The sequence below is a fragment of the Peribacillus sp. SRI_006 genome (genome assembly GCF_057586375.1).
Genome location: NZ_JBYCZT010000001.1, coordinates 179,748 through 192,460, shown reverse-complemented (window position 1 = coordinate 192,460; position 12,713 = coordinate 179,748). Strand labels below are relative to the sequence as shown.

The following is a 12,713-nucleotide window of genomic DNA, read 5'->3' as shown; positions in this document are numbered from 1 at the left end:
TAGAATATCTGAATAAAAATAATATTCTGAAAATATAGTGTATCTCATTCTTTCGACCCCGTCTATATGATATGGATAAAAAAGTTATTTAAAGGAATATCTACTATTCGCCACAAAAAAACTGACCCCTTTATAGAGTCAGTTGATTTTTATCAATCATTTACACGGCGAACTTCAATGTCTTTCAATAGATCATTGATCACCCAACTTGCTGCAATTAAGCCCGCAACGGATGGTACGAAAGCATTCGAAGACGGAGGCATTTGGGCTTTACGGATTTTTGCCTCATCATTGCCGACTTCTTTCCGCACATCCTCCCGAATGACAATAGGGCTCTCGTCGGAAAAGACAACGGGAATTCCCTTTGTTATGCCCTCTTTACGCAATCTAGTACGAATGACCTTGGCAAGCGGATCGGTATGCGTTTTGGAGATATCGGCAATTTGAAAACGCGTCGGGTCCATCTTATTAGCGGCCCCCATGCTTGAAATCACCTTGATATTCCGTTTGAGGCACTCCTTCATCACATGGATCTTGTAAATGACCGTATCCGATGCATCAATGACATAGTCCAAGCCATAACTGAAGAATTCTTCAAACGTCTCTTCTGTATAGAACATTTTAAGAGCGATCACTTCGCAGTCGGGATTGATATCTTGAATGCGATTTTTCATCAATTCCGCTTTCGGTTGACCGACTGTTGATAATAGAGCATGAATCTGCCTGTTTACATTTGTGATGTCGACATCGTCTTTATCCACAAGAATAATACGGCCTACCCCGGAACGTGCCAATGCTTCGGCTGAAAATGAACCGACGCCTCCAACACCCAGGACTGCAACGGTCGTATTTTTCAGTATATCGATTCCTTCCTTGCCAATTGCCAATTCATTTCGTGAAAACTGATGCAGCATATATATTCAACTCCAATAAATTCTGTTCTTATTTAGCTTCCCAATTAACAATATATCATAAACATCATTAATGACAAGCGAAATATGAGCAGTCTAATCGGAATTAGTGTGCTAGGTCATTTTTGATAATTTTTGAATGACGGTTGCCAATAGGAGTGTCCTTTCCGTAAGGCTGGGAATTTCCAAATACTCCTCTTCACTATGTGCATTCCCTCCAATGGGCCCGAGTCCATCCACTGTCGCGATTCCCAAATCAGAAGTGATGGAAGCATCCGAACCTCCACCTGTGGCCGTATCCGTGATTTCGATGCCGATTTCCTTCCCAGCCTGGCGGATCGTTTCTAAAAGCAAGTTCGTTTTCTCATTCTTTTCCATGGGAGAGCGGTCCATTTTCCCGCTTAATGTAGTTTTCGTTCCTGGAATATAGGTTTCCGCACATATTTTTTTCAGTTGCTTGAGGATGATGGCTTCCTGCCTTTTTTCCGAAATCCGTACATCCACGAAGGCAGCCGCATGGGACGCAATCATATTGACAGCGGAGCCCCCTTCAATTTTGCCGACATTCACGCTGATTCCTTTCTGCTGATCATTCAATCGATGTAAGGCGATGATCTTATGGGCCAATTCTTCAATCGCACTTCGTCCCTTTTCCGGTTCAATCCCTGAATGGGCGGCCACCCCCGCAATATCCACTTTAAACTGACCGCAGCCCCTTCTTGCCGTGACAAGCGAACCGTCCGTCCTTGCCGGTTCAAGAATTAGCGCAAACTTCTTATTGGCCGCTTTTTCCGATATGAGTGAAGCGGATGACGGAGACCCGATCTCCTCATCACTATTAAGAATGATCTGGACATGCTTATAGCCTGTCTGCCCCGTCTGTTTCAGGCAAAGGATCGCATAAAAAAGCTCAACCAAACTAGACTTCATATCCGCCACACCAGGACCGTATGCCCGATTTCCCTTCACTTTAAAAGGACGTTTTTGCGCTGTGCCCTCCGGAAAAACCGTATCCATATGGGCAACGACCAGAATATGCGGTTGATGCGCATCACGATGCTGGATGACCAGCTGATTGCCATAATTCTGCTGCTCAACGGTATCCACAATAAAATCCAGGCTTTCAAATTTCGTTTTCAAAATCGAACCAATTTCATCAATACCCTTTTTTGTATGAGAACCACTATCTATATTCACTAGCCGCTCCACTAATTGAAGCATTTCCATCCTCTTTGCATACAATAAATCTTTCAAAGCCCTCACTACTTTCTATCCTTAGCTGACTTTTGCTCAACCTTACTATAATTTACGACTCTATATTGCGGAGTGTTACTTAAATGGGAATATTTGAAGATTATTCGCTGGTTTTTGGTAGTTTTCTTTGAGTATGGGGTCTTTATTCGTGGGTCTGGATCATTTACTCGTGAATTTGCGGCATTTACTCGTGAGTTTAAGCCATTTACTCGTGAGTTTGCACCATTTACTCGTGAGTTTGTACCATTTACTCGTGAATTTGGCTCTTTTACTCGTGAATTTCCGCTGTTTACTCGTGAGTTCGCCATTTACTCGTGAATTAATCCATTAAGTTTATAAGCTCTATTTTTAAACTGCCCCGAATAAGGCAATTCCAGTGAAGACAGCATCCGCTGCATAATATCAATTGAATCTATTTGTAAAAAGAGCCGTGCTTGTTTATTTGTTATATTGGGTTTTATGAGGAGAGCAAAATCGCGAAGAGTTTGAATGTGGGCATCTTTGGAGGCGTAAGAACATTGACTGCATGACCATTTGCCCCAGTGATAGTGCATATGGAAAGCAGCACATTCAGGACATTGAACGCTTTTTAGCAGATCTTGCTCATCGATTTGATATAAATTGAGTATATCAGGATTAAGTGGAGTGTTTTTTTGCAGAATCATATTCGAAAGTCTAGTGCTCTGCCTTTGGGTTAATAGCTCAGAAGGATACTTTTTTTCAAGGGTATTGATTTTGGTGATGAGGGTTTCTTTTCCCGTGATTTTTTTGAAAATGGGGGTAAAACCTGGGGTAGTCCTGATAATCGTATTCGAGTTTGCGTTGGCAATTAACGTTTCAATCGGCAGCGAGGGGAATTTGTGAATAGTAAGCCAATCATTTAATCGGGATTTTTGCAGATCAACCTGGATTAGCGGATCCAGATATGCCTGTTCCTGTCCATCTTTTGAACGAATCAACTGGGGATAGGTGCGGTCAAAATAGAGCGTTCCCGCAAAGTTTTTCACTTCAATGATGATACAGTAATTCCTGGTGATTATTAGGAAATCCATTTGAAAATAACGGCTCCCATCGTGGTCTAACCTCAAATCATGAAATACTCGATATTCTTTCGGGAGATTCTTCAACTCCTTTCCAATACTCCGCTCCCCGTTAAATCCTGTACGAATTTTCCGGAAATCGTTCTTTATTCTTTCCTGTTTTGGATGATTTGATGATAGCCTCCTGCTTAATGCCTCCAATTTGAGCATTTTCATAGGCATCTCACACGGTTTTAACATCCATACATCAACTCCTTCTTCTTAAGCTTCTTTATTAATGCCCTTTTTTCCTGCTAGGAACTGAAATCAGACGTTTTACCGTAAGTTTACTCTTTTTAATTCATGAGATTTGTAGCTTACTCGTGAATTTGGCTCTTTTACTCGTGAATTTCCGCTGTTTACTCGTGAGTTTGAACCATTTACTCGTGAATTTCCGCTGTTTACTCGTGAGTTTCCACCATTTACTCGTGAGTTTCCGCTATTTACTCGTGAGTTTGCACCATTTACTCGTGAATTTCAGCTGTTTACTCTTGAGTTTCCGCTATTTACTCGTAAGTTTGCACCATTTATTCGTGAATTTCCGCCATTTACTCGTGAGTTTCCGCTGTTTACTCGTGAATTTCCTCTATTTACTCGTGAGGTTGCACTATTTACTCGTGAGTTTGCACCATTTACTCGTAAGTTAACCATTTTAAAGCACAAAAAAACCCATGTTATTTAACATGAGTTGCTTTGTAAGGTGTAAGAGTCCCAATTGTGCCGTTTACGCCTTTGTTTTGAACCCGCTCTCCGCAGGTGGGTGCTCGGTTCCTCGCGTTTGTAAGTCCTCTTCGAGGGAGGCTTTTACGCGGCCAGGAAACTAGTGCTCCCGGTAACTATAAGTGTTCGGTCAAAACTTATAGGTTAAAGAACGAACACATCAGGACTCTTACTTGTTGAAAACATCATAGCATAATGCTTAACTCTATTTCAAGGAAAAACACATAGGTATTTTTTCATATTTTTCCCAAATGAATTATTTTTTAAGTGCAGCAAGTCTTAGGTTAAGTTCGGCCAATTGCTTGTCACTTACAGTACTCGGTGCGTCAACGAGCAGGTCGCTTGCGCTTGCTGTTTTCGGGAACGCGATGGTGTCGCGAAGGTTCGTGCGGCCTGCGAGCAGCATGACCATGCGGTCCAGTCCAAGGGCGATCCCGCCGTGTGGCGGCGTTCCGTATTCGAATGCGTCCATTAGGAAGCCGAATTGTGCGTTTGCTTCTTCTTCGGAGAATCCAAGTACTTTGAACATTTTTTCCTGAACGTCGCGTTCGAATATCCGCAGTGATCCACCGCCAAGTTCGTAGCCGTTCAAGACAAGGTCATATGCTTGTGCACGGACGCTTGCTGGGTCTGATTCCAGTTTGTCCATGTCTTCACGGAATGGCATTGTGAATGGATGGTGTGCTGCATAGTAGCGTCCTTCTTCTTCGTCATATTCAAATAATGGCCAGTCCGTCACCCATAGGAAGTTGAATTTGCTTTGATCGATCAAGCCTCTTTCTTTACCAAGCTTGTTGCGAAGTGCTCCAAGTGCATCAGCGACTATGCCTTTCTTATCCGCGACGAATAAGATTAAATCGCCCACTTCAGCTTCCAATGCAGATACTAATTGCTCTTGATCTTCTGCGAAGAATTTGGCGATCGGCCCCTTTACGCCGTCTTCTTCAACTTTCAGCCATGCAAGGCCTTTTGCACCGTAAATCGCTGCAAATTCAGCCAATCCATCAATATCTTTACGGGAATAATCCGCATTTCCGTCCTTAACGACGATTGCCTTAACTTGTCCGCCGTTTGCAACAGCGCCGGTGAACACTTTGAAATCACTGTCTTTAACGATTTCGGAAACATCTTTAAGTTCCATTCCGAAACGAGTATCCGGCTTGTCGGAACCGTAACGGCTCATCGCTTCATTATATGTCATTCTAGGGAATGGCAGTGTTACGTCCAATCCTTTTACGTCTTTCATCACTTTAGCCATCATGTTTTCAGCGGTGTTAATGATATCTTCTTGGCTCATGAAGCTTGTTTCAATATCGATTTGCGTGAATTCAGGCTGTCTGTCAGCACGTAAGTCTTCATCACGGAAACAGCGGGCAATTTGATAATAACGTTCGAAACCGGATACCATCAATAGCTGCTTGAAGATTTGCGGTGACTGCGGAAGTGCATAGAACTCCCCTTCGTGTACACGGCTAGGCACTAAATAATCACGTGCCCCTTCAGGTGTGCTTTTCGTTAAGATAGGTGTTTCGATATCAAGGAAGCCTTCACCGTCCAAGTAATCACGGATCGCTTTTGTTGTTTTGTTGCGCATTTTCAACGTTTCGAACATCGCTGGACGACGCAGGTCCAAATAACGATATTTCAAGCGGATGTCTTCTGATACATCCGTTCTTTCATCAATGACGAATGGAGGGGTCTTTGCTTCGTTTAAAATTGTAACGTTTTCAGCTTGAACTTCGACGGTCCCTGTTGTTACGTTCGGATTGAAGTTGGCTTCATCACGTTTGATGACCGTTCCTTGGATATCAAGGACGTATTCATTACGGATCTTTTCGGCTGTGGCCAGCGCGTCTGCCGAAATGTCCGGATTGAAAACGACTTGGACGACCCCGCTTCTGTCACGTAGGTCGATAAAGATGACCCCGCCCAAATCGCGGCGTTTTTGTACCCATCCTTTTAATGTAACTTTTTCACCAATAGCTGCTTCTGTCACTTCACCATTGAAGTATGTTCTGCCAAACATGGTATTTCCCCCTTAAGCCTGTAGCTTTTTGAATTGTTCAACGAATGTAGCAAGATCCATTTGGACTTGTTCACCGGTTTCCATGAACTTCACATTGATTTTATTATTTGCCAATTCATCCTCCCCGAGTGTCGCCACATATCTCGCTTCAAGGCGGTCGGCTGATTTGAATTGTGCTTTCACTTTACGGTCTTGATAGTCTTTTTCGACGGTAAAACCGGCATTCCGCAATTGATGGGCAAGTTTGACGGTGTAATCCTTGGCTGTTTCACCTAATGAGACAAGATAGCAGTCAATTCCCTTTTTGATCGGAAGCTCGATGTTCTCTGCTTGGAGGGCAGCAATCAGGCGTTCAATGCTAAGTGCAAAGCCGATTCCAGGTGTTTCCGGTCCGCCAAGTTCTTCAGCCAGCCCGTTATAACGGCCGCCTCCGCAAAGAGTGGTGATGGCGCCAAAGCCTTCTGCATCACTCATGATTTCAAATGCGGTATGATTATAGTAATCCAAGCCCCGCACTAGGGTCGGATCTTCTACGAAATCGATTTCCAAATCGGTTAAGTGCTGTTTCACCTTTTCGAAATAAATACGGGATTCATCATTTAAATATTCAATGATGGAAGGTGCCGTGTTCATCAATTCGTGATCGTGATCCTTTTTGCAATCCAGGATACGCAAAGGATTTTTTTCGAGACGGTTTTGACAATCGCCGCAAAACTCGCCGATGCGGGGTTCGAAATGTTTGATTAACGCATTGCGATGCGCTGTCCGGCTTTCCTTATCTCCAAGGCTGTTGATCACAAGTTTCAGCTTTTTCAAACCAAGTTCCTTGTAAAGGTTCATCGCAAGTGACAGAACCTCTGCATCGATTCCGGGATCCTTACTTCCTAAAGCTTCGATGCCGAATTGAACGAACTGGCGGAACCGACCTGCTTGCGGGCGTTCGTAACGGAACATCGGCCCGATATAATAAAGCTTGACCGGTTGATTGGCCCACCCGAACATTTTGTTCTCGATATATGAGCGTACAACCGATGCTGTGCCTTCCGGACGGAGGGTTAAGTTCCTTTCACCGCGATCTTGAAATGAATACATTTCTTTTTGGACGATATCGGTTGTATCCCCTACACCACGTAAAAATAATTCCGTATGCTCAAAAATCGGTGTGCGGATTTCTTTATATTGGTAACGGTGACAAATCTCACGCGCTGTGTTCTCGATATACTGCCAAATCTCCGTTTGGCCAGGCAATAAATCCTGGGTACCTCTAGGAATCTGAATAGACATGTGTGTTTCCTCCTTTAAAGCAAGACGCCCTTTCTGATACGGCGCTATACTGATTTTTTCCAAACAAAAAACTCCCGCCCCTTGTAACTTATCCGTTACAAGGGACGAGAGTTTGGATATCCCGTGGTGCCACCCTAGTTGAAGCACAAAAAAAGTGCCTCCGCTCAAAAACAGTTAACGCCTGTTTTACGTCCATCTCCTATTAAGTAAATCCGTTCGGAGTGAAGCCTACGGAGGGTTCTTTCATTAAGTCATCATGTGGAATGCTTTCAGCCTCGGCATTTCCTCTCTTTTCATGTGTTTCTTAATTACTCTTCTCCATCATTGGTTATTGCAGTAATAAGTCTGATATTTTATAATCATACGGACGTTAACATCAAATGTCAAGGCAGACTGAGGATATTTATCGCTTTTTACTGGTTCAAACGTTTTTTCAAATTTTTGATCGTCCGGACATTGACCCCGAATTCGGATGCCAATTCAACAAGGTTTGCGCTTTGTTCCTTTTGAATGAAATCGTGAAAATCGACACCCAGTACTTGATTGCCCCCGCTTAAGCTCGTTTGATCTTTTTCGCTGAATTTCATATGGTTTCCCTCCTAGAGTTATATAAGCTTTATTCTTTCCTAAAAAAAATGTTTTTTGCACAGGGAAAGAGGGAAATTTTTATTGAACGAGAATACATACATATAGACATTAAAAGGGAGAGACAACTTATGAAGAAGAAATCGGGTTTATTCGGCCTGACACTGATGCTGATATTCTCAGCGATTTTCCCCGTCCATCACGCTTTTGGAAAAGATGATGGGGAAAATATCGTGACGACCCAAGTGGTCAATGTCCGTGAAGGTGCAGGTCTCAGTTTCCCTATCGTAAAAAAACTGTCAAAAGGGGAATCGTATCCCATTCTGAATGAAGATGGCGACTGGATTGAAATCCGGATTGGCACCGGCAAAACGGGCTGGGTTGCCAATTGGTTAGTGGAGAGACAAACAGGGGCTGACACCAATCAGGTCAAAAAGGAATCCGGACAAGGGACGATATCAGGCAGCTCCGTCCGTGTCCGAACAGGTCCCGGCACTACATTTCAAACGGTTGGGTCCTTGAGTAAAGGAACTTTTGTTGACATCATTGAAAAGAATGAGAATTGGATAAAGGTCAAAACGGCGGATATCGAAGGCTGGGTCTCTGCTGACTACATAACGCTTCCCTCCGCATCAGAAAAAGCAGCGAAGAAAGATTCAACTAGGGAAAAAGGAACGAATCAATCCGTAAAAACCGGAGTAACTTTGGTGGACCGGCTTAATGTCCGTTCGGAACCGTCAACAAGCAGTGCCGCTCTCGGAAAGCTGAATAAAAATACGTCAGTGACCGTCTACAGGGTTGAAAATGAATGGGCGGAAATTGATTTCCAAGGAACCCGCGGTTGGGTAGCTGAACCCTACATACAAATAGGCGAAGATAAAGAAGATATGAAAAATGATACGGCAGGCGCCACTGCAAGGGTGACCGCTGCGGGTTTAAATGTCAGGAAAGAAGCCTCGCTCTCAAGCAAGGTCATCGGTTCGGTGAACAAGGATGAGACTTACGCTGTGCTCCAAACAAAGGGAAATATGACACAGATCCAGCTCACTGGTTCAAAAAAGGGCTGGGTAGTGAGTTGGTACCTGGAAAAAGAGAATGTTGAGCAAACGGCGAAGGAAAAAAAGGTTGATGTAAAAGGAAACAAGATTACCATCATTCATGATGGTACGATCCTTAGAAATGAGCCGGATGGCAACTCGGAGATTGTAGAGCAGGTCAATGCAGGTGAAACATTCACGGCATCAGGTATGGAAGGCGACTGGTATTCCATTAAACTAAAGGGCGGAAAAACAGCTTATGTGGCCGGATGGATCGTGACGATCGAAGGGAATGCCGAGCAGATCCAACGACCAGGCGTTGAGAAATACCTAAAGGATAAAACGATTGTGATCGATCCCGGACATGGCGGCAGGGATAGCGGTACAATCGGGGTCGGTGGAACACTTGAGAAAAACCTGACGATTCGAACGGCAGAATTACTGCGGGACAAACTTCAGGCGGCAGGAGCAAAAGTGATCCTGACCAGGAGCGGAAATACTTATGTTCCACTCCCTTCCCGGGTCAGCACTTCACATATACATAATGCGGATGCTTTCATCAGCCTCCATTATGATAGCACCAAGGACCAGATCACCAGCGGGATAACCACATATTACTATCATGACTACCAGCGTGCGTTGGCGGCGACACTGGCCAATTCAATCGGTTCCACCATGCAGGTGCCCAATCGCGGATCACGATACGGGGATTATCATGTAACCCGTGAAAATAAACGGGTAGCTACACTCATTGAACTAGGTTATTTGAGTAATCCAGTGGAAGAATTGACATTAACATCGAATGAGTATCAAGAAAAAATCACATCGGCCATCTATAATGGCTTGGCGCGGTATTTTAAATAAGGACCAGAAAAGCCAGCTTCGTATAAGAAGCTGGCTTTTCTACAAAAAAAACCTGCCGCAGCAGGTCATTTCTTGCTTTCGAGTATTAATGTGACGGGACCGTCATTAGTAAGCTGAACATCCATCATGGCTCCAAATTGACCTGTTTCCGTATGGACGCCTTTTTTGCGGAGTTCCTCGTTAAATGCTTCATATAATTCATTCGCCTCTTCAGGACGGGCGGCGTCCATGAAGTTCGGTCGACGGCCTTTACGGCAATCGCCGTATAAGGTGAATTGTGAAACGGATAAAATCGAACCTCCCACATCCAATAGTGAGTGGTTCATCTTTTCATTTTCATCTTCAAATATTCTTAGATTGACAATCTTTTCGGCCAAATAGGTGGCGTCATCGATCGTATCTCCATGGGTGACACCAACCAATAGGACGAGACCGCTGTCGATTTGTCCGATTATTTGGTCTGCGACAACTACTTTTGCCGCTTTGGAACGTTGTAAAACAACACGCATGACAATAAAAACTCCTTAGTTCATGATCCTTCTAACGGAATAAACATCTGAAATTTGTTTAATACGGTCGACAACCTTTTGCAAATGGGCAATGTTATGAATATAAATCGACATGTGAATGGTCGCCACCTTATTCCTGTCGGATTTACCCGAGACCGCTGAAATATTGGTCTTGGTTTCATTGACGGCTTGAAGGACTTCATTCAATAAGCCGCGACGGTCATAGCCGCTGATTTCAATTTCCACGATGTATTCCTTGCGTTCGTTAATCGTACTTTCCCATTCAACCGGTACAAGGCGATGATCGGCATCCCCGCTATCCAGGTTCGGGCAATCTTGCCTATGAACTGAAACTCCACGGCCTTTGGTTATATAACCAACGATTTCGTCCCCTGGTACTGGGTTGCAACAGCGTGATAAGCGGATAAGCAGGTTATCAATCCCTGGTACTTGTACGCCCGAGTCACGTTTTTTAGATGTATTCGAGAAGGTTTTCAGATCGGCTACCGCTTCAGAAATATCCGCTTCTTGCTCGACCATTTTCTGCTTACGCCATTTTTCGGTAAGGCGGTTAGCTACCTGAAGGGCTGTTATTCCGTTATATCCGACTGCTGCATACATATCCTCTTCATTCAGGAAGTTGAATTTATCCGCAACACGTCTGATATTCTCGGCAGCCAGGATTTCCTTCAGGTCGAACTCCATATCCTTGATTTCCTTTTCAACAAGCTCTTTGCCTTTTTCGATATTTTCTTCCCGGCGCTGCTTCTTGAAAAATTGGCGGATCTTATTTTTCGCTTGAGATGTTTGCGTCAGTTTAAGCCAATCCTGGCTTGGGCCATATGAATGCTTCGATGTTAAGATTTCTATGATATCGCCAGTTTTCAGTTTATAATCCAGCGGTACCATTTTCCCGTTCACTTTGGCACCAATCGTTTTGTTCCCTATTTCCGAATGAATCCGGTAAGCGAAATCAATCGGGTTGGATCCTGATGGCAGTTCGATGACATCGCCTTTTGGAGTGAAAATGAATACCATATCAGAAAAAAGATCTATTTTAAGGGATTCCATGAATTCCTCGGCATTAGTCGCATCATCCTGGAATTCAAGAATTTCCCGGAACCATGTCAATTTTTCTTCCAGTGAAGGCTGTTCACCGACATCTTTTCCCTCTTTATAAGCCCAGTGCGCAGCAACCCCGAACTCGGCAATGCGATGCATATCGGAAGTACGGATCTGCACTTCCAGCGGATCGCCTTTCGGTCCGATCACCGTCGTATGGAGCGATTGATACATATTCGGCTTCGGCATCGCGATATAGTCTTTGAATCGGCCAGGCATCGGTTTCCAGCATGTATGGATGATCCCTAAAACGGCATAGCAATCTTTTATGCTATTGACGACGATCCGAACGGCAAGCAAGTCATAAATTTCGCTGAACTGTTTATTCTGCAAAGCCATTTTGCGATAAATGCTGTATATATGTTTCGGCCTGCCGGATAGGTCAGCCTTAATGTTGACTTCCTCAACGTTTTTACGCACTTCATCAATGACTTCTTCCAGATAGTTTTCACGTTCTGCACGCTTTTTCTTCATCAGGTTGACGATTCGGTAATACTGCTGAGGATTCAAATACCTTAGTGCAGTATCTTCCAGTTCCCATTTAATCGTGCTGATCCCGAGGCGATGGGCAAGCGGTGCGAAGATTTCCAGCGTCTCGTTCGATATCCTTCTCTGCTTTTCCTGCGGCAGATGCTTCAATGTCCGCATATTATGCAGTCTGTCCGCAAGCTTGATCAAGATGACCCGTATATCCTGGGCCATCGCCACGAACATTTTCCGATGGTTTTCCGCCTGTTGCTCCTGCTGTGATTTGTATTTGATTTTCCCTAACTTGGTCACGCCATCCACAAGCATGGCGACTTCAGGACTGAAGTTTTCTTCAATATCCTTCAAAGTGATCTCCGTGTCTTCAACAACATCATGTAAAAAACCTGCCGCAATGGTTGCAGGGTCCATTTCAAGATCAGCCAGAATGCCCGCCACTTGAATCGGATGAATAATATACGGCTCTCCCGATTTACGGAATTGTTCTCGGTGAGCATACTCTGCATACTTAAACGCTCTATGAATAAATTCAGCTTCTTCCGGCTGAAGATATAAGCTGGCCCGTTCTACAACCTGCTCGGCAGTCAATATTTGATCATTAGCCATTTAATCACCTTAACCCCACTTTAACTGCCACCGGATATGATCCGGATTGAGTATGATTGGTAGCACTTCCCTTTATTCTGCAAAACGTGACAATTTTTGCGAAAAAAAATAAATCCGCTTAAACGGATAAAAGTGCAAATAAACTTATTAGCAGAAAAACTCTTTATTATTACTATTATCGAAAAAAAAGGCAAGGATGTAAAGAGTTAAACGTGTATTTTATTAAGAAT

General features: G+C 43.9%; 10 protein-coding genes, 1 other RNA gene and 1 other annotated feature. Of the genes, 2 read left to right on the top strand and 9 right to left on the bottom strand.

Annotated elements, in window-relative coordinates; translation table 11 throughout:
• Nucleotides 1-152 precede the first annotated feature (152 nt).
• Nucleotides 153-914 carry a tRNA threonylcarbamoyladenosine dehydratase gene (locus AC2YHV_RS00895; RefSeq protein WP_048684392.1) on the bottom strand — a complete coding sequence of 254 codons (762 nt, stop codon included), beginning with the start codon at nucleotides 912-914 and terminating at the stop codon, nucleotides 153-155.
• A gap of 111 nt (nucleotides 915-1,025) precedes the next feature.
• On the bottom strand, nucleotides 1,026-2,174 hold the full coding sequence (locus AC2YHV_RS00890) for a M20 family metallopeptidase (RefSeq protein ID WP_411738717.1): 1,149 nt from the start codon (nucleotides 2,172-2,174) through the stop codon (nucleotides 1,026-1,028).
• A gap of 84 nt (nucleotides 2,175-2,258) precedes the next feature.
• Here AC2YHV_RS00890 and AC2YHV_RS00885 point away from each other — a divergent pair, with 84 nt between their 5' ends.
• Nucleotides 2,259-2,483: a hypothetical protein gene (locus tag AC2YHV_RS00885; RefSeq protein WP_487372402.1), complete on the top strand. Its 225-nt coding sequence runs from the start codon at nucleotides 2,259-2,261 to the stop codon at nucleotides 2,481-2,483.
• Here the strand turns inward: AC2YHV_RS00885 and AC2YHV_RS00880 are convergent.
• The 5 genes from AC2YHV_RS00880 to AC2YHV_RS00860 form a co-directional block, all read right to left on the bottom strand.
• Nucleotides 2,474-3,445 carry a nuclease-related domain-containing protein gene (locus AC2YHV_RS00880; RefSeq protein ID WP_487372401.1) on the bottom strand — a complete coding sequence of 324 codons (972 nt, stop codon included), beginning with the start codon at nucleotides 3,443-3,445 and terminating at the stop codon, nucleotides 2,474-2,476. The two genes, AC2YHV_RS00885 and AC2YHV_RS00880, sit on opposite strands and share 10 nt — an antisense overlap.
• Before the next feature lie 503 nt (nucleotides 3,446-3,948).
• Nucleotides 3,949-4,134, bottom strand: a non-coding RNA gene (ssrS, locus tag AC2YHV_RS00875) — 6S RNA.
• Between the two features lie 86 nt (nucleotides 4,135-4,220).
• Nucleotides 4,221-5,990, bottom strand: a complete 1,770-nt coding sequence (gene aspS, locus AC2YHV_RS00870) for an aspartate--tRNA ligase (RefSeq protein WP_487372400.1) — start codon at nucleotides 5,988-5,990, stop codon at nucleotides 4,221-4,223.
• Nucleotides 5,991-6,002: 12 nt separating this feature from the next.
• On the bottom strand, nucleotides 6,003-7,274 hold the full coding sequence (gene hisS / locus AC2YHV_RS00865; protein WP_487372399.1) for a histidine--tRNA ligase: 1,272 nt from the start codon (nucleotides 7,272-7,274) through the stop codon (nucleotides 6,003-6,005).
• A gap of 97 nt (nucleotides 7,275-7,371) precedes the next feature.
• Nucleotides 7,372-7,608: a binding site (T-box leader), on the bottom strand.
• A 79-nt stretch (nucleotides 7,609-7,687) separates the two neighbouring features.
• Nucleotides 7,688-7,861, bottom strand: coding sequence for a hypothetical protein (locus tag AC2YHV_RS00860; protein ID WP_034308777.1), 174 nt, complete (start codon nucleotides 7,859-7,861; stop codon nucleotides 7,688-7,690).
• Nucleotides 7,862-7,990: 129 nt separating this feature from the next.
• Here AC2YHV_RS00860 and AC2YHV_RS00855 point away from each other — a divergent pair, with 129 nt between their 5' ends.
• Nucleotides 7,991-9,760: an N-acetylmuramoyl-L-alanine amidase family protein gene (locus AC2YHV_RS00855; RefSeq protein WP_487372398.1), complete on the top strand. Its 1,770-nt coding sequence runs from the start codon at nucleotides 7,991-7,993 to the stop codon at nucleotides 9,758-9,760.
• A gap of 65 nt (nucleotides 9,761-9,825) precedes the next feature.
• Here AC2YHV_RS00855 and dtd read toward each other — a convergent pair whose 3' ends face one another.
• A complete protein-coding gene (gene dtd / locus AC2YHV_RS00850) occupies nucleotides 9,826-10,269 on the bottom strand; it encodes a D-aminoacyl-tRNA deacylase (protein ID WP_487372397.1) in 444 nt (147 codons plus the stop codon).
• 15 nt (nucleotides 10,270-10,284) lie between these two features.
• Nucleotides 10,285-12,483 carry a RelA/SpoT family protein gene (locus AC2YHV_RS00845; RefSeq protein ID WP_034308787.1) on the bottom strand — a complete coding sequence of 733 codons (2,199 nt, stop codon included), beginning with the start codon at nucleotides 12,481-12,483 and terminating at the stop codon, nucleotides 10,285-10,287.
• Nucleotides 12,484-12,713 lie beyond the last annotated feature (230 nt).